The 19,808-nt window shown below is 46.1% G+C and carries 9 protein-coding genes; 8 read left to right on the plus strand and 1 reads right to left on the minus strand.

The window, feature by feature from the left end; all coding sequences use genetic code 11:
* Positions 1-65: 65 nt before the first annotated feature.
* From PAE68_RS04795 to PAE68_RS04825, 7 genes are all read left to right on the plus strand, one after another.
* Positions 66-974: a LacI family DNA-binding transcriptional regulator gene (locus PAE68_RS04795; RefSeq protein WP_281884616.1), complete on the plus strand. Its 909-nt coding sequence runs from the start codon at positions 66-68 to the stop codon at positions 972-974.
* Positions 975-1,116: 142 nt separating this feature from the next.
* Positions 1,117-2,400 carry a sugar ABC transporter substrate-binding protein gene (locus tag PAE68_RS04800; protein WP_281884618.1) on the plus strand — a complete coding sequence of 428 codons (1,284 nt, stop codon included), beginning with the start codon at positions 1,117-1,119 and terminating at the stop codon, positions 2,398-2,400.
* Positions 2,401-2,471: 71 nt separating this feature from the next.
* The gene (locus tag PAE68_RS04805) at positions 2,472-3,404 is read left to right on the plus strand and encodes a carbohydrate ABC transporter permease (protein ID WP_281884620.1); all 933 of its coding nucleotides are present in this window, start codon (positions 2,472-2,474) and stop codon (positions 3,402-3,404) included.
* Positions 3,405-3,419: 15 nt separating this feature from the next.
* A complete protein-coding gene (locus PAE68_RS04810) occupies positions 3,420-4,271 on the plus strand; it encodes a carbohydrate ABC transporter permease (RefSeq protein WP_281884622.1) in 852 nt (283 codons plus the stop codon).
* A 90-nt stretch (positions 4,272-4,361) separates the two neighbouring features.
* On the plus strand, positions 4,362-6,719 hold the full coding sequence (locus PAE68_RS04815) for a glycoside hydrolase family 2 protein (RefSeq protein WP_281884624.1): 2,358 nt from the start codon (positions 4,362-4,364) through the stop codon (positions 6,717-6,719).
* Positions 6,720-6,781: 62 nt separating this feature from the next.
* The gene (locus PAE68_RS04820) at positions 6,782-12,307 is read left to right on the plus strand and encodes a carbohydrate-binding protein (protein WP_281884626.1); all 5,526 of its coding nucleotides are present in this window, start codon (positions 6,782-6,784) and stop codon (positions 12,305-12,307) included.
* A 154-nt stretch (positions 12,308-12,461) separates the two neighbouring features.
* On the plus strand, positions 12,462-14,381 hold the full coding sequence (locus PAE68_RS04825; RefSeq protein WP_281884628.1) for an RICIN domain-containing protein: 1,920 nt from the start codon (positions 12,462-12,464) through the stop codon (positions 14,379-14,381).
* Positions 14,382-14,768: 387 nt separating this feature from the next.
* Here PAE68_RS04825 and PAE68_RS04830 read toward each other — a convergent pair whose 3' ends face one another.
* Positions 14,769-15,152, minus strand: a complete 384-nt coding sequence (locus tag PAE68_RS04830) for a hypothetical protein (RefSeq protein WP_281884630.1) — start codon at positions 15,150-15,152, stop codon at positions 14,769-14,771.
* A gap of 270 nt (positions 15,153-15,422) precedes the next feature.
* Between PAE68_RS04830 and PAE68_RS22695 the strand changes: the two genes are divergently transcribed.
* A complete protein-coding gene (locus PAE68_RS22695) occupies positions 15,423-19,808 on the plus strand; it encodes a DUF6359 domain-containing protein (protein ID WP_397378176.1) in 4,386 nt (1,461 codons plus the stop codon).

Here is a 19,808-nt window from a genome sequence, read left to right on the forward strand (position 1 = left end):
AGTTAGTCCTCTTTTTTTGTTTGATAAGTAATCGATTACAATTTGCTTGAAAGGGAGGCGAAGTCATGAGAGTGATAAAAGGAATGGATGCGTTGGGGTATGATCCTAATGCATCAGTTGAAAATCTAGGCTCCCAAAAGTCAATAACAATTGGAGTCATTGTACCGGACATCGACATCAACGTTTTTACTTTTACTGATTTTATCAAAGGCGTAGAACGGGCTTCACAAATGTATAACTTTAACATTCTTATTTGCGCTGCGAGCAATAATATTGATAAAGAGATGAAATACTTGGAATTATTGAGGACTCATACGGTAGATGCTATGATTTTGCTACATCCAACCATCAAAAATGATAAAATTATTCAGCTTAATGATGAGGGTTATCATGTTGTAGTTGTAGGGTCGGTCATTGAACACGCTTGTATTCCTTGTTGTATTACGAATAATTTAGAATTCTCTCAAAGGGTCGTTACCCATTTTGCTGAGCAAGGCCATCGAGAGATCGCATTTATTAATGGGTCATTATCAACAAGTGAAAGTATGGATCGTTTAGAAGGGTATATTCAAGGATTAAAGGTAAATCGACTCCCCTTTTACCCAGAACTAATTGAGCATGGCGATTATAATGAGGAAAAAGGCTATCAAGCATTCATAAGACTAATCAACAAAACTCCCAGACCAACGGCCATCTATACAGCGAATGATGAAATGGCCCTGGGTGTGTACAAAGCTTGTAAGGAGTTGGGCTTAAGGATCCCTGAAGACATCTCCGTTATGGGAGTAGACGACAACAGGATCGGGAGGTATATAGAGCCGCCTTTAAGTTCAGTGAAACCACCTAATACAGAATTAGGGTATTTAGCTGCGGAAATGATCATGTGCTTGGTGAACAAAAAGGATATAAATAACAGAATAGTTACCATTGAGTCAACGATGTTATTTCGTAAATCATCAATGAAATTCGTTTAAACATGTTGTAATCGATTACAGTCGATGTTATAATCTGAGATGTGAAAAGGTTGAAGAACACCTAACTAACCAGGTTTGAAACAATGTTGCATCAAAAATGTAATCGATTACAGCGATTCATATTCATTGGGAGGTAATGCGAGTGAGAAAAACAATGACGTTCATGTTAGCTTCGGCTTTAATGGTTGTTACTGCTGCTTGTGGCGGAAGTAACATTGGTGACAAAAACAATAACAATGTGGTAAATGAAGCGAATGCTGATGGTAACAATGCGGAGAAGGTTAAGCCGCAAACTCTTTCTTTCTGGGTTTATGAGCCAGAAACGAAAGAGCGCAAGGATGTTCTGGTGAAACTGCTTAAGAAGTATGAAGAAACAACAGGTCATACCATTAAAACAACTTTTGTACCAAAGGATGATTTTAATACAAAATTAAACAGTGCCATTGCTGTGGGGCGAAATCCGGATGTTTCGTATCTAGACCAGCCGCTGGTACCTAAGTTTGCGAGAGACGGTGTGCTTCTTGAGGTGGAACAATTCGCAAACGGAGCAAAGGGTATTAATAAGGCGGAGTATTATCAAGGAGCCTTAGGAACGGTGATGGTTGGTGGCAAGCTGTATGGTTTGCCGATGAACCAAACGACAGTTGCGTTATTCTATAATAAAGATCTGATGCCAACCCCTCCGAAGACTTGGGAAGAATGGATTAAGATGTCCAAGGATGTATACAAAGCGAATAAAGTCGCAGCATTTGAAGGTCTTGGTACAGGTGGTTGGGGCGCTTGGCTGTTGCCTGCATTAGTACATAGCGGCGGCGGTACGATGGTATCCAAGGATGAGAAGACTGCGACTTTTGGTGACGATAAGGGCATAGCTGCAATTCAACTAGTCAATGAATTGCTCAAGTATTCCGACAAATCTGTCAGAGAAAGTAACAACGCATTCGGTAACGGTTTGATTGCAACGAAAATCAGTGGACCTTGGGAGATGGGCGGATTCAAAACGAATTTCCCGAACCTGAAATACGGTGTAGCTTTAATCCCGCATAAAGAAGGGGAGCAATCTTTCTCAAATATTGGTGGTGACGATCTTGTCATCTATAAAAATACGAATTCGCCGGAAGCTGCTTGGGACTTCATCAAGTTTTTAACAAACGATGAAAACTCTGTAATAATGGCTGACGTAACAGGCAACTTCCCAGTTCGTTTGAAAGCTGCTCAAGATCCGAAATTCGCAAACGATCCGGATCTAAGTGTATTTTTGAAACAAATGGAAACAGCAGTGGCACGACCGACGATCACAGAATGGCTAAAGATAAATGATGAGATTATCGGTAAAGCATTGGAAAAAGTGTTTATTGGTGGCGGAGACCCAGCGGAGATCATTAAGAAGGCTTCAGATGATGCAACGAAGGTTATCAATCAATAACCTTTCGTGTTTTGAAGAGAGGGGGAATCGAGTAGATTCCCCCTTTATCTAAATAAAGATTGGGTGATTTTATGCTAAACGTACAGAAGCCGAAGAGAAAAAGTTTTCTGTCATGGATTAGAAGTGAATCAGGGGCGGGAGTCATATTTATCGCTCCGCTGTTGATCTACTTTTTGGTTTTTCAAATATTCCCCATATTACTCTCGTTTGGTGTTAGTTTTACAGAATGGAATTTAAGAACGTCACCCGAATGGGTAGGGTTGGATAATTATCAAAACTTACTGTTTGATGATGTTCGATATCCAGACTTTTGGCCATCTCTCCTCGTTACTCTGAAATACATTGTATATAGTGTACCGTTAGGTATTTTTATCGCTCTTGTATTGTCAGCCATGCTCAACTCGAATGTTAAAGGTGAAGGTTTCTTTAAAGTAGCTTATTATATACCAAATGTTACCGCGGCGGTAGCTGTAGCGGCAATGTGGGTATTTCTCCTAGATCCCAGAATTGGCTTAGTCAATCAATTTCTTTCAGCCATCCCTGGGTTAGAGCAGTATTCTACTACCTCTTGGTTAAACAATGAGAGTACAGCTCTTCCCGCATTAGGGGTAATGGCTATTTGGGGCGGATTAGGGTATAACGTACTGATTATTCTTGCTAGTATGAAAGGAATTCCGGAAGATTTGTACGAAGCGGCTAGGATCGATGGTGCGAACACAGCGCAGCGGTTCTTGCGGATTACTCTTCCGATGATACAGCCTACCATCTTCTTTTTGATTGTAACGGGTTTGATTGCATCTTTTCAGGCATTTGATCAAATGTACTTAATGACCAAAGGCGGGCCTAATGGCTCTACAACAACGTATTTGTTCAGCTTATACAACCATGCGTTTAAGTACTTCGAGATGGGAACTGCAGCTGCAATGTCCTACATACTGCTTCTCGTGATTCTTGTAGTTACATGGCTGAACTTTAAATTCATACCTCAACGTCTTGATGAATAGGGAGGAGTCGAAAAAATGGGTGGAAAGAAAATAGAACGTATCCTCACCTACTTGATCTTATGCTTATTTGTTGTAGTGTTAGTGTTTCCCTTTATCTGGCTTTTGTCATCATCTTTTAAGGATAGTAGAGGTATTTTCTCGCCTGAATTTTCATTGATCCCGAGGGATATGGATACAGGTGAAATCTCTTTCAGCCTAGATAACTACAAAGCTGCTTTTGAGCACATGGACTTCGCTGTATTATTCATGAATACTTTCTTGGTAGCCACTATCAATACCGTTGCGAATACATTTCTTAATTCTTTAGCGGGATATAGCTTCGCCAGACTTCGTTTCAAAGGCAGAGACTTGATGTTCAAATTAATTTTGACCTCTATGATGATCCCGGGCACGGTACTGCTTGTGCCAAACATGATTATTATTAACGAATTAGGTCTCTATGATCATCTAGGTGCACTGATTCTTCCTTTTATGATGTCTGTATATAACATTTTCCTTATGAGGCAGCATTTCTTAACCTTGCCTAGGGAGTTAGAGGAATCAGGAATTGTTGATGGAGCGAGCTGGTATACGGTGTTCCTCAAAATTGCGCTTCCACTAGCCCGTCCGATTCTAGTGACACTGGGCATCTTCACTTTCATGTGGAATTATAATAACTTCCTCTGGCCGCTTGTTGTTATTAATAGCCCTGAGAATTATACGATTGCACTAGGGCTAGGAGCACTTCTCTCTACACTGAAGCAAGCGGAGAATTATCCGATTATGATCGCTACTTCTGTTATTGTAGCTGTTCCACTTATTATCATCTTTATGTTCCTCCAGAAGCACATCATGAAGGGAATAAGTGCCGGTGGAGTAAAGGGCTAATACCAAAATGAGAGGCTTCGTTAATTTTTAAGTGGAATATCATGTAATACACGGACGAGAATGATGACAACAGCAGTTGGAGGGGTGCAAATGGAGACGCACATTAACCAAAATCCGCTAGAGAGCGAACTCAAGGGACCGTATCTTCAAACGACACTTTCATTGAAGAAGATCAACAGCATGGCTGTTCCGTTTCAGAACGGTATCCCCTTACCAACCTTTGAGCCTCAAGAGAGAGAGATTCTTCCGCTAAACGGGAATTGGGACAAAATCCGGTTTCAAGCTGATCATGATATAACGATGTCTTCAAGAGACCTGGCATGGTTGAATAAAATTGAAGAACTAGAATGTAAGTACCTTAAAGAAGATTCCGATGATTGGAAGGGGCATACCATTCCATTGCCAGAGAACCATTTGACTGGCAAAGAACAGGCGAATTCTGCCGAAACGTATGAGGATGGTGTCTGGTATAAAAGGATATTTGATGTTTTCAAGAAGGAAGGGAAGGTTTACACCCTTAAAGCGTTAGGAATCAGTTATGTTGCCGATGTTTGGCTGAATGGGAAGTGGGTGGGATTCCATGAAGGCGGATTCACGCCTTTTGCTTTGGACTTGTCTCCTTTTCTTCATGATGGCAAAAATGAAATTCGGATACGAGTTGATAATCCGCCTTGGGGAAGTAGAACCGAAGTAATTCCTGCATTAGCATCTACCGATTTTTTGAATTACACTGGAATCATTCATGATTTGTACATCGAAGTGTCGAATTGTGTACTTATAGCTAGGACAGATGTGGTGCCTTTGGATACAAAAGGTACGCTTCAGGTCAAGGTTGTTGTGGAGAACCGAAGCAATAAAAAGCAAGCTGTCCGACTAGATGGAGAAATTTATGAAGCTAATCCCAATTCCCCTAACTTTCTGAGTTCCCCCAGCGCAGCAGAAATTATTGGTGACAAAGCGAGTATAAGTGGCGATATTTTACAATATATGGATTTAACTCCTCTAGAAGTAAGGGCTATCTCCTATGAAGTACAGGTGGATAAACCGAAACTATGGTCTATAGGTAAACCGAACCTTTATGTAGCAAAGCTATTACTCGTAGACTTGGAGGATTCAAATATAACGGATAGGTACTATACTCAATTCGGTATTCGAACCTTGGGTACTGCGAAGAACCAGATCATGATGAATGACTCCGCAGTATTTCTAGCGGGGATAGCAAGGCACGAAGAATGGCCTGAATATGGCAGAACGGCAACATGGGATCGTATTCGAAGTGATCTCCAACAAATTCAACAGTTAAATGCCAATATGGTAAGAACGGGTCATTATCCGAATCATGTGTACACGTATTTGTTATTAGACAGATTAGGGCTTGCGGCAATGAGTGAGATTCCGTTATGGCAATTTGAGACCGTCCATTATGAAGCACAGGAAGAACGTAAATTTGCTGACCAAATGTGGAGAGAGATGGTTTTCTCACAATATAACAGACCTTCCGTCATTATGTGGAGCACACAGAATGAATCCAAGGATGTCTATTTAAGATTGAAATACAATACACGACTGGTTGAAGATCTGCACAAGTATTATGACGACGGCCGATTAATAACACAAAGCGCTGCAGCTGATCAGCCTGGTTTTGATGATCCATCCATGGAACCACTGGATGTTGCAGGCTGGACGATGTATTTTGGTGTTTTCCATGGAAGCACTTATTATGAAGGCACTCGATTGTTTCTAGAGAAGGCCCATCGTGCGTTTCCGGATAAACCGATATTGAACACGGAGTATGGAAACTGGACGGGTGAGCTCAATCTAGAATCAGATAAGCAGATTGAGACTTATCAAGCTACACTGCAGGCTTTGATGGAGAAATCGACGGTATCAAGTAAAGGTAATCTCAATCAAGATGGCTATGTAGCAGGAATTGACTTTTGGATTATGTACAACTGGTACGTGAACCATAATAACTGGATTGATACGTTCGGTATTTATCATATGAATCGTTCCTCGAAAAAACCAATAGCATGCTTAATCCAAGCAGATTATCAAGCGTTTACAAGCAGTAATCATGGCTTTGCTCTAAACGTAGAGCCGACTGAAGATGTAGGATTATACATACAAGATGAATTGTCAGTAACAACTCAGTTGACGTTAGACTTGAAGGAGCCTATGAATGTAACACAATTTGATTATATTCAAATTGTTCTGATTAGTGATCAACTAATCGGCGGCTTAGATGTGGACATCAAAGATGAATCAGGCGGTACATGGTCATATTGTTCATATGATATTGTGACGCAGACTTGGTACCCTGTGTATGTTCCATTGTATAGAGCGGAGGGAATTGAGCTGCAAGCAATAAAGTCTATCCATATTCATAGCAGGAATGAGATCGCTCTTAGCTTCAAATCGATTAAGGCAACAGTTGCAGGGACAAAATAGTTGGATGTCTGACCCTTCAGTCCCGAGCCCCTTATTCAAATAAAATGACAAGAGGTGAGAACATGAGGAGAAAACGAAGCTGGATCAGTGTCGTATTAGCCATATTGGTAGTCGTATCACTGTTCCCAAGTATTGTAGCTCCTACGGCATCAGCTGCAGGAGAGCGTGTTAGCGTATGGTTGACGACGGGAGACAAGAATAAACTGCTCAGTTCAGAAGCTGACTTAACGTTCGGCCCGGATCCTACACCACTAGAGTATACCATTAATATTGATGAGAATGTAACGTACCAGCAAATGGACGGGTTCGGTGCTTCCATGACTGATTCATCGGCATGGGTACTATTTCATGCGTTAGATGAGTCCAAGAGAGTAGAAGTCATGAAGCAACTATTTGATCCAGTGGATGGAGCGGGATTTAGCTACATTCGCGTACCCTTGGGTGCAAGTGACTTTGCTCTTAGCCATTATACTTATAATGATGTACCTGAAGGAGAAAGTGATCCGAATTTAGAACGATTCTCTATTGATCATGACAAAGCATACATTATTCCTCTTCTTAAACAAGCTCTTCAGTTCAATCCAAGTCTGAAATTTATGGGAACCCCATGGAGTGCTCCGGCTTGGATGAAAGAGAATCAATCCTTGTTTAAGGGCAAGCTGAAACCGGAGAATTATGCTGTATATGCGCAATATTTTGTGAAAACGATTCAAGCTTATGAACAAGAAGGTATTACATTTGATGCGGTAACATTACAGAATGAGCCTCATTACGAACCAAGTAACTATGCAGGGATGAGAATGGAGCCGGAAGATCAAGCTGCATTTGCTAAACATTTGGGACCTGCTTTCGAAGCAGCGAATATGGATACGAAAATTATCATCTGGGATCATAACTGGAATGAATCAGGCTATCCAATTGAGGTCTTGAACGATGCAGAGGCGAAGCGATATATAGCAGGGTCAGCATTCCATGGTTATGCAGGCTCTGTGGAGAGCCAATCTTTCGTCCATGACCAACATCCTGATAAAGGTATTTACTTTACTGAGAGCTCAGGTGGAGCATTTGCTCCAATCTTCGGGGACAATTTGATCTGGGACGTTCAAAATCTAATCATCGGAGCTACTAGACATTGGGCCAAAACATCGTTGAAGTGGAATCTGGCATTAGATCAAAATCATGGTCCATTTATAGGCGGGTGTGAGGACTGCAGAGGCGTAGTTACGGTGAATACAGACACAGAAGAAGTCACTTACAATGAAGAATATTACGCTTTTGCACATGCAAGCAAATTCGTGGTCCCAGGAGCGGTAAGGATTAAGTCTAATACTTATGGCGCTGGAAGCATTGAGGACGTAGCGTTCAAAAATCCCGATGGCTCCAAAGTGTTAATCGTTTTAAACTCCTCCAAGGAATCCAAGCTGTTCAAGGTGCGCTGGGGTGGACAGAGCTTCAACTATGAACTTCCGGCTGGTGCTGTTGCTACATTCAAGTGGAACGGTATGTCTGAGGCAGCAGCAATGATCTCGCCATACAGCATCGTTGAAGCCGAAGATTATAGCGAAATGAATGGAATCACTACTGATATAAGCACTGATACGGCAGGTGGCAAGTTCGTTGGCCAGACCAATGATGGTGATTATATCGCATTTGATAATGTTGAATTCGTAGATGGAACTGCCAGTCTCAAAGTTAGAGTTGCATCTGAGCAGGATGCCCGTATTGAGTTCAGGCTGAATCGTGCTGACGGCCCTGTGGTGGGTAGTGTAGATGTCGCGAATACAGGCGGTTGGCAGGCATGGAAGACCAGGACTGCCCCAGTTGAAGGAGCAAGTGGAACCCATAAGCTGTATCTGGTTTTTAAGGGAAGCGTTAACCTAAATTGGTTTCAATTTAGTAAAGACTATTACCAGGATAGTCTGAATTATTTGTCTTATAATGGTGGTTTTGAGGAAGGAGCCTTGGATTCATGGAGTGGATGGAATCCAGAAGGGCAGGCGTCAGCCCATAAGATAGATGGTAGTGAGCCAAGAAGCGGCCATTATAAGCTTACTCATTGGGCAGCGGACGCTTATCAACAATCAACGTACCGTACCGTGAAGGTACCTAATGGAACGTATAAAGCATCAGTATGGCTTCGCAAAGGTAACGGAATTCAAACTCGATTAGAAGTGGAAAATTATGGAGGCCCCGATTTAACCGCTGAGGCGAGTACTGAATTCATTGGATCCTGGGTGCAATTGAATATCGAAGATATTCGAGTGACGAACGGGCAAGTAGAGATTGGCGTGTATTCGAATTCTCCAGCAGGTGAATGGGCGACATTCGACGATTTCGGGTTAAGTCCGGTTACTACGAAGGCACCAGCTGTCACAACGTCAGCCGAATCGCCTGCTAGTCCACAGAATCTTACGGCCAATATTGAGGGAGACAACAACATTCAATTGACATGGGATCCGGTAGTCAGTGCTGGCGGCTATAAGATTTACCGCTCTGTGAAAAATATCACAGAAGCTACAGTTGTAAACTCAGTGTATGTAGACTTAGCAGAATTAAGTATCACATCATCGGCTTCTACTAGTTATCGAGATTATGGGTTACAGGGTAATAAAACATATTATTATGTCATTACCGCTTATAATAGCAACGGAGAATCCAATGTCTCCAACTCCGTGTACGGAACAACCGGAACTGGAGTAGATGCAGTTGCTCCGGCTAAACCAGTAGGTCTGCGTGCTATGACAGGAAATGAGCAGATCCAATTGTACTGGGAGCATAATCTAGAAAAAGATTTCTTGAAGTATAACATTTACATGAATGAAGCAAGAATTGCATCTGTAGATCCTGTCACTGAGACACAATATATTGTGAAGAATCTGGTTCCCGGGATAGCCTATCAGTTTGCAGTGAGTGCTGTAGATAAGACGGGGAATGAATCCATTCTTAATGATTCTGTAACAGCGTCTCCAAATGCATCTGGAGTTAAGGTACCCTTTGCCAATCTGGATTTTGAATCGAATTCGCTGGAAGGCTGGTCAGAATGGCATCCGGATGGCCAAGGCATTGCACACTTCGTTGATAATGACAATCCAAGAGGAGCCTACAAGCTCACCCACTGGGGACCGACAGATTACTTGCAATCCACCTATCGTACGTTAGAAGTTCCTAACGGAATATATAAAGTTCAGGTATGGGTGCGCACAGGTGGAGGGCAGAATGCCTTCAGATTAGAAGTGAAGAACTACGGCGGTGATCAGCTTACCAAGGACATGAGAAGTGCTGACGGAGGAACATGGACACCGTTCGCCATTGATAATGTACGAGTAACCAATGGTCAATTAGAGGTTGGTGTATTCTCTGATGCCAAGGCGGGCAATTGGTCGGCAATTGATGACTTTGAAATTTATAGCTATGCTCCATCTGTACCTGCGGGTCTAAAAGGAATCGGAGGCCATCAAAGCGCAACCTTGCAGTGGACTGGAAATACTGAACATGACATTGCGTCGTATCATATTTATCAGAATGGCAATTTCCTTAACAAGGTTACAAGCCGTACTACAACCATATCAGGTCTTAATAATGGAGAATTATATCGTTATTCCATAAGTGCTCTAGACAGCGAAGGCAATGAATCTATGAAGAGTGCAGAGATTGAGATAGTTCCTAACCCACCTGTAGAAGGCGCGAATCTAGGCTTTGAACTCGGTGATACAACAGGCTGGGGCGGATGGAATCCTAATGGTAATGCGCATTATGTAGATCAAGACGGACCTAGGACAGGATCACACAAGCTTACGCATTGGGCAGCTAGTGATTATATGCAGACAACATATCAAACGATTAAGTTAGATAACGGGTCATATCAGGTTTCGACTTGGGTTAGAACAGGTGGGGGGCAAAATGCGCTCCGAATGGAATTGAAAAAATTCGGCAGTTCAGGGCAAACGGTCGATTTAAAAAGTGCATCTTCCACCGAGTGGACGCTGTTCCTAAGTGAACCGATTGAGGTCACAACAAACGAACTTGAGATCGGGCTTTTCTCAGACGGGAAATCCGGTAACTGGACAGGATTCGATGATGTGCAAATTATGAAGCTACCGGGAAACGCTGCCCCAGTCTGGGATTCTGTAGAACCTCAAACGGTAGTAGTGGGTCATGAATTGACATTCACCGTGACAGCTAACGACGTAGACGGTGATTCCATGACCTATACAGCACTGAACTTGCCGCAAGGTGCAAGCTTTGATTCGGTGAAGAAAGAGTTCAGATGGATAGCAGCAGTTCAAGGCGAGCATACTGTTATATTTATTGTAACCGACCAGCACGGACAAAGCTCTGAGCTAGAAGTGAAGATAACTGTGCAAGCGGGTCCGGTAGTAGACAGCGGTAACGGGAATGCCGACGGAGGTACAAGTGACGATGATGGAAGCGTCGTAGATGAAGTTGAACAACAGAATGGAGGGGACATAATCGTATGGAATGAAAATTCGCTTCGCAGCCAGGCGGAGAAAGGCAAAGTCGTCGTTACTGTTGGCGGAGTAAGAGGCAAGAAGGAAGTCGTACTTCCAGTACAAGCTGCAGAGATCATTGGGCTGCGTCCAATAACAGTCCAATCTAATGATATTGCAGTTGAGATTCCAAGCTCAGTACTAAGCGGTCTTCAACAATCACTGATTGAGAAGGAAGCGGAAGGTGCGACGATTCGATTCACACTTGAGCTTGTTGGAGTCGAGCAAGCGCAGCAGCTTCTCTCAAGAGCCGAAGGACAGAGCGGTGCGACACTTACAGCTGCAGGAAATATTTATAGCTTTGAACTGTTCGCAGTAACGGCTAGTGGCAAGATCCATGAGTTAACAGAGTTCGAAGAACCGATTGTACTGACGTTTCATGTTGATCCTAACACGAATCTTGATCTGCTGGGTGTGTATTACTTGGACGTGAATGGCGACGTGGAGTATGTTGGCGGCAAAATCGAGAATGGGAGAATGGTTGTCAAGATCCATCACTTCAGTAAGTATGCTGTGCTGGAATTCACTAAATCGTTCAACGATCTAAGTGATTCACACTGGGCTATAGATGCCATTCAAGTGCTTGCGGCTAAGCATATCGTTACCGGTAAAACAAGCAGCATGTTTGATCCGTCCGGCCGTGTGACACGTGCTGAGTTTGCGGCGATGATCGTGAGATCGCTTGGCATAGACACTGAAGGCAACTCTACAAGCCGATTTAGCGATGTGGAAGCAAGCGCTTGGTATAACGCCTATGTTGTTGCAGCCTCAGATGCGGGCATCGTGATCGGTTCAAGCGCGTCTCATTTCGAACCTGAGGCTCTGATTACAAGGGAAGAAATAGCGATAATGCTCGTCAGAGCCTTGGAGCTGCATTCGGGACAACAGCTGAATACGGCAACGCCAGCATCATTTGAGGATCATACGGCAATCAGCAAATGGGCCGTATCTGCGGTGAATACGGCAGTTGAGCTGAAGCTTCTCCAAGGTGACGAAGTAGGCTTCCGACCCCAGGATACAGCAACACGCGCCGAAAGTGCACAAGTGGTCTACAACTTATTAGGGCGCATGAAACATTAATGTCAATGGAAAGCTGATGGGTTTGAAGCCGACCGAGCAGATTCTTCAGGTTTTGCTCAGATCAAAGGAGGTGATACAGATGTAACTGTAAATCTTCTCATGCAATGCTTGGTAATTGCCTTAGTTTATTAAAAAACGAAAGGATCGTGAAATGATGACCAAAAGGAAACCGATTGTCGGCATTACTGCTTTAGCACTGGTGTTATCGATTGGGGGAGCATCGATTCCTGCTTCTACTCATGCAACTGGAGAATCTGTTCAGGTATGGCTTAGCAATCCAAATAACAATACTTGGTTAGCTCGGCAAGCAGATGTAAGCTTCGCAAACACTAGCGCAAATGCAGATTACACGATCACGGTAAATAGCGGTACAACCTATCAAACGATGGACGGTTTCGGAGCATCTCTGACAGACGCGTCAGCTTGGCTTCTGTTCAACCAACTTACAGCAGCTAAACGTATGGAAGTGATGAGCAACCTGTTCGGACCGTCCGGCATTAACATTAGTGCTCTTCGACAGCCGATTGGGGCCAGTGACTTCAACTGGGAAGCTTGGACGTATAACGATACAACCAACAATGTGGATGATATGAACTTATCCGGGTTCTCCTTGTGGAGAGAAGACGCTTATATCCGCCCGATGCTGGATCAAGCATACAATGTGAATAAAGGCCGTATCAAAATTTTCGCTGCGCCGTGGAGTCCTCCAGCTTGGATGAAAACAGTAAAAAACTTATATGGCAACAGTGGTGGAACCCTACGCACGGATGCCTACAACGCTTATGCTGATTATTTAGTGAAATACCTTCAGCAGTACAGCGCGAAAGGAACGCCGGTATACGCGATCTCCGTTCAGAACGAACCTAAGTTCGCTCCTAATTGGCCGGGTATGCTAATGTCGACAACGGAACAAATCAACTTTATCAATGTGCTTGGACCAAAGTTACAACAGAACAACTTGACCACCAAGATTATGGCTTATGACCACAACTATGATGATATCAACTATCCTGCCACCGTCTTGGGATCTAGTGCTTCAACACATGTGAGCGGGAGTGCGTTCCACTATTATTCTGCTCTCACCCATTCGAACCTAACAACGCTTCATAACCAGTATCCGAACAAAGATATTTGGTTCACAGAAGGCGGAAGCGGCACATGGATTGGTGGCGGTACGAATAAAGGAATGTTCCAGGATCTGATGATGCATACGATCCGCTTCCCGAGAAACTGGGCGAAGTCCTATATTATGTGGAATATCGCCTTGGATCAGAATAGCGGTCCGGCCCTGCACGGAATTGACGCTACCAACCGCGGGCTGCTTACCATTCGCTCCGATACTACAGACAACGTGACCTATAACCCGCAGTACTATGGGCTTGGCCATAGCAGTAAATTCGTAGATCCCGGCGCGTACCGTGTCAATTCGAATACATTCCAGGATAATATGGAAAGTGTCGCGTACCGCAATCCGGATGGCTCCATTGCGCTCATCCTATCTAATCGCTTAACAAGCGCGAAAACAGTCAAGATTCAGTGGGGCTCCCAGTCATTCACTTATCAGGTGCCGGCAGAAGGGGCAATTACGTTCAAATGGGTAGCAGGGAACAGTGGTGGTGGCAGTCAATATCTTGAACCAGCAGTTGGGCAAACGTACCGCATCCTAGCCAAATCGAGCGATAAGGCAGTAGATGTAGCAGGCGTATCTACTGCAGACGGGGCTAACGTACACCAATGGGAGTATGTTGGCGGCAACAATCAGAAGTGGACTTTGAGAGATGCGGGAGGTGGATATTACAATATTGTAAACGTAAACAGCGATAAGGGGCTTGATGTAGCAAATGCATCCTCTGCAGATGGAGGGAACGTTCAGCAATGGACAGTGATCGGAAGCGGGGGATACAATCAACAGTGGCAGATTATATCCGCTGGGAACGGCTACTATCGAATTGTGAATAGGAGCAGCGGAAAAGTGCTGGCCATCGCGGACAATTCTACAGCAAATGGCGGTAATGTGCACCAGTGGACCAATAATGGAGCGGACAATCAATTATTCTACTTCCAGGCTCCTTGATCAATAACGAGAATAATTAGCTTAACTCTTGCAAATGGACACCTAAAACAACACAAACAGGCAGACGAGTTGAGCTGTTGCTCGGCAACTGTTATGCGCTGAGCCTCAATTCGTCAAGAAGTTCGGCCAAAGGTCAGTTGGCTAGAGCTAGCTGATACACGTAGACGACAGTTTGGTCGAATATATTGGTAAATCGTGGCACTTCATCAACAATCCGTGTGTATTGTTGATGAAGTGCTAGTTTTTTAACTGGGGTACCGAGTTATGCAGGTATCGTGGAAAGACGAGCGTTTTCGCGAAGTTGTGCAGTGTCTAGGGACATTCTCCATTATAGATTTGGTGAAAAACTTAAAAGGTAATGAATCTACCGTTGAGTGTATGCAACACCTATAATCGGTTAAACTCCTGAAACTGTTCATACGTGTATAGCCTATATCCATCATCAAGTACGGTCGTTGCATATCTTCTCATGAACCGCTTGCAGAACTTACGAGCTAGTTGAACACTTCTGCTGTGAGAGCTCAGATCGACAGCCACGATACGTTTAACCTGTATACCGGCTTCCTCCAATAGCTTAGCTTCATCTTCATCATAATGCTGCTCAATTTTATCTACCACCCTGTAATAAATCCAGATTACTGGCCCGTGTCTTCTCCCGATGATACCTTGATTACGCGAATGATCAATAACACCACCTGCTGCTAGTACTACATCATATACCTCTTCCCTGCTTACTTCGTGAGCTGTAGCCAGCTCTACTAATCGTCCCATACTATGTAGCAACTCCTTGTCATTCTAGCAATCCCGACTTCATCAGGTGCAACAATTGGCGTTAGGTCTTCAAGCTCATGAACATCATATTCCAAGTGCAGGGCAAGCTGCTAATCTTGCCTTCCTTCACAATTCATAGCGTGTGGCTGTGTCAATCCCCCCCTTCACCAAACATTTAAAATCTCTTAACATTGAACCAATTGATTCCCGATCATATGAAGCTATACTGAGATAGGGTCAAATTTCATACTTTTGGAGGAATGAACACGAATGAGAACTATGCTTCTCAGAAAATGGTCCTGCATCGTCATGGCCATGGTCCTGGCTATGTCCGGATTGTTCGGGTATGCGCCTAGTACCACAGTCGCAGCAAGTGCAGATGGTACCTTGACCGTAGCAGAAGTAATTGCTGCGAACAACAACAACAGCGTCAGCACCGTAGAAGGCTTCATCGTTGGACATGCGACTGGCTCGATGTCAGCGAACTTCAAGCCAAGCTTCAGCAACGACTTCAACATCCTCATCGCCGACAAGAGCGGCGAGCAAGACAAGAGCAAGCTCGTCAACATTCAATTGTCGACAACAGCCGACCGCAACACGTTCGGATTGAAGACGAATCCGACCATTATCGGCAAGAAAGTGAAAGTAACAGGTACGTTAACCGCGTACAACTCGTTCCCGGGCGTCAAGTCGATCAAGTCGATCGCATTCGTGAGCGATACCCCGCCTCCTGAGCCTGGCATCGTCTCGATCTCCAGCGCCAAGAGTGCAACAGGTACAGTCAAAATCGCCGGAATCGTAACTGCAGACAATGCTGCGATTGGCGGCGGCAAGCTGTCGACGTTCGTCCAGGACGCGACAGGCGGCATTAACATCTTCAGTCAGTCCACAGCCGGCTTCCCCGACCTGAAGGAAGGCGATCAGGTTGAGGTGACAGGCTCCATTACCTCCTACAAGGGCTTAACCGAAATTGTTCCTACCTCCATCATTGTACAAGCCAGCAACCAGACGCTCCCAGCTCCAATCAGCCTGACCGTAGCAGACCTGCAAAGTGCAGCTACAGCAGAAGCCTATGAAGGCCAACTCGTTAAGCTTACCGCTTACTTCAAGACCGTTCCGGCCACACCAGCGGGCGGCGGTTACAATATTCAAGCTGTAGACGCGCAATATGCGCCAACGACTGTACGCGTTGTAGACGGCTCGATCAACATGTCCGGCATTCAGCAGGACAAGTGGTACGATGTCGTCGGTATTCTCGGACAATACGATTCGTATCAGGTCATTCCGCGTAAAAATGCGGATCTCGTCCTCTCGGCGAATCAACCGCCGCTCTATCCGACGAATCCGACCGAGTATGAAGCTACGGTTGAGCGCATCGTAGACGGCGATACAATCGTCCTCACCAGCTCAGTGCTCGGTGCGACTAATGTTCGCTTCTTGAACATCGATACACCGGAATCCGATGACTATATTCGTCTTAATGGCGGCGTTAAGACGCCTGCGGACCAGAATCATCTGGATTATGGTCTTGCTGCGAAGCAATACATGGGCACACTGCTGCAACCAGGTGACCAGGTCGTGCTGAAGGTAGGCGCAGAGGCGATCGACAGCTACGGCCGCCTGCTTGCCCAAGTTGTACGTAAGTCGGATGGACTTAATGTCAACCTGGAAATGGTAAACAAGGGCCACGCCGTCACGTACTTCATTTGGCCGATTGGCACAGTTGAAGAGTACAATATGTATCAAGCTGCCGTGAAGACGGCGAAGGATCAAGGTCTCGGTATCTGGTCCGCTACGAACCCGCTTCAAGAGCTTCCATTCGTCTTCCGCGCTCGCTTGTCCGGAGCTGGATTGACACGTCCTGTTGGACATTCCGATACGAAGGTGTATGTAGACAAGGAGCAATGGGCAACCGTTCCTGTAGAGAAGCGTATCTTCTTCAACACGGAGCAAGACGCAATCTCGAACGGCTATGTCAAGTTCGGTCAAGTTCAACCGACACCGCTTCCGGACGGTACAGGTAAGAAGGTATTGTTCGACAATACCCATGGACAGACAGCCGGTGCAGCGGACTGGGTCATTGACGGCGCGTTCTCCGACTTCGCGGACGGTCTGCGTGGAGCAGGCTTCACCGTAGAGTCGCTCGAGCGCACGATCCCTTACACGTTCGGTGAGCAAGCGATCACACTGGAGAAGCTTCAGGGCTACGATGTATTCGTCATCGCTGAGGCGAACATTCCATTCAAGACGTCCGAGCAAGCCGCAATGGTTCAATATGTACAAGGCGGCGGCAGTATCTTCTTCATCTCCGACCACTACAATGCCGACCGTAACAAAAACCGTTGGGACAGCTCCGAGGCGATGAACGGCTACCGTCGCGGCGCGTGGACGAATCCGGCGAAAGGCATGTCGGCTGAGGAAGCAAGCTCCCCGGCGATGCAGGACGTTGTGAGCAGCGACTGGCTCGCTCAGAACTTCGGCGTACGCTTCCGCTTCAACTCGCTCGGCGATGTCGACCATATGACCGACGTCGTAGCTCCGAACCAGACGTTCGGCATTACGCAGGATGTAGGCTCGCTCTCGATGCATGCGGGCTCCACGCTCGCGATTATTGACCCGGCGAAGGCCAAAGGTCTTGTCTACCCACCGGCGCCTGTCTCCAAATGGGCGCATGCAGTAGACAGCGGTGTATACAACGGCGGCGGACGTGCAGAAGGTCCATATGCAGCCGTAGCGAAGCTCGGCGCAGGTAAGGCTGCCTTTATTGGCGATTCGTCCCCGGTTGAGGATGCGACGCCGAAATATTTGCGCGAAGAGAACGGCTCGAAGAAGACGACGTATAACGGCTTCAAGGCTGAAGCTGACAATGATACGTTCCTGGTACAAACGGTAAGATGGCTGGCTCATCGCGAGAACTACTCCAGCTTGACTCAAGTTGCAGGTCTGCAGCTGGATCAGCCGACGCAGCTTCATGCGTACGAGCAGCCTGCTCAGACGACGGAGCCACAGCCAGAGCCATGGGCTGCACCAAGCGCAGGCTACAAGTGGTACGACCCGTCAACGTTCAAGTCGGGCTCGTATGGCTCCTCCCAGCAGCCACCCGTGCAAGCGCAATATTCCTTCTTGCACCAGAGCACATTGCCGAACGCGGTTGAATTCCAGATTCGCGTGAAGGCGGACAAGCTTCTTCCAGGCCAGACAGTATCGGGTCTGTCTGCAGGCATTTATTTGCCAGGCGGCACTCAAGTGGCCAAGATTCGTAACGAGGATGGAACGTGGCCTTCCAGCTACGGCTACAGCTCGAGCTTCTCGATTACAGCTGACGCACTAGGCCGCGGCTATAAGGACCTTACGGTACAGATGAATCCGTCTGCCAGCGGTGCAGCAAGTCTGCGACTGAAGGCGAACGGCAATAACGAAGTGACGAATGCTGTCACGATCGGCAATGTTCCTGCAGAGCCGCTGCCGGCGGACAAGCCTCCAGTGCCGGAGAAGACGTCGATTGCGAACGTTCGTCTCCAGCCTGACGATGCGGTCGTAACAGTAGAAGGCATCATTACGTCGGAGCCAGGTGCATTCGGCAGCCAGGCGTTCTACATGCAGGATGACACAGCCGGCATCTATGTGTACCAAGCGACAGCTGGCTTCCGCGCAGGGGATAAGATCAAGATCTCTGCGAAGAAGACGACGTATAACAATGAGCTGGAGCTGATCGATCCGATCGTAATCGAGAAGGTCGGAACAGCACCGATTCCAGCAGCGATCGTACAGACTGAGCTGAATGAGAGCAACCAAGGCGAGCTCGTCAAGCTGGAGAAGGTTACGATTCAGAATTATATCACTGCGACTCCGGCAGGCTCCTTCGAGTTCGACGTCATTAGCAGCACGGGTTCGACGCATGTTCGTGTCGATGCGCGTACAGGCATCAGCATGACCGAATTCCAGAGCAAGTATCCAGCTGGCGCGGTTGTGAATATTACAGGGATCTCGGCTATCTTCAAGACGACGTACCAGCTGAAGCCGCTCGCGATGTCAGCGGTAGAGCCAGCGACGATCATGTCCAAGGCTCCGTCAGCATCCAGCATCGCAGTCGTGAACCACAAGCTGCCGATGGTTGACGAGATCTCGGTATCGGATGTAACGCCGGGCGATGTTATCAAGGTGTACGATGCACCTGCAGCAGGCTCCCTGCTCGGGTCAGCATCTGCAGACAGCAGCTCGACAACCGTGACGATGCACGTCTATCAGCTTGGTCAAGCGGCAGGCACGATCTATGTGACGGTGACAAGTAGCGGCATGGTCGAGAGCGAGCGTACAGCGAAGGCTTACGATGCTGAGCCTGCAGATCAGCTTGCACCTGTGACGAAGTATCGCATGGATCCAATCTTCGCGAAGTCGAAGTCCGGGGCGCAATATGTGTCTGGCTTCAACATCTCGCTCAAGGCTGAGGACAACGCAGGCGGGTCTGGTGTGAAGACGACACAGTACCGTATCAATGGCGGCGCGTGGAAGACGTATACAGGTCCATTCACCGCTACAGCTGGCACGACGCAGACCGTCGAATATTACAGTGAAGACAACGCAGGAAATGTGGAGAATCCAGTCAATAAGATGGACTTCATGAAGGGTACATTCACTGGCGCAGGTTCTTATTAA

This window comes from Paenibacillus sp. YYML68, assembly GCF_027923405.1.
Taxonomy (GTDB): domain Bacteria; phylum Bacillota; class Bacilli; order Paenibacillales; family NBRC-103111; genus Paenibacillus_G.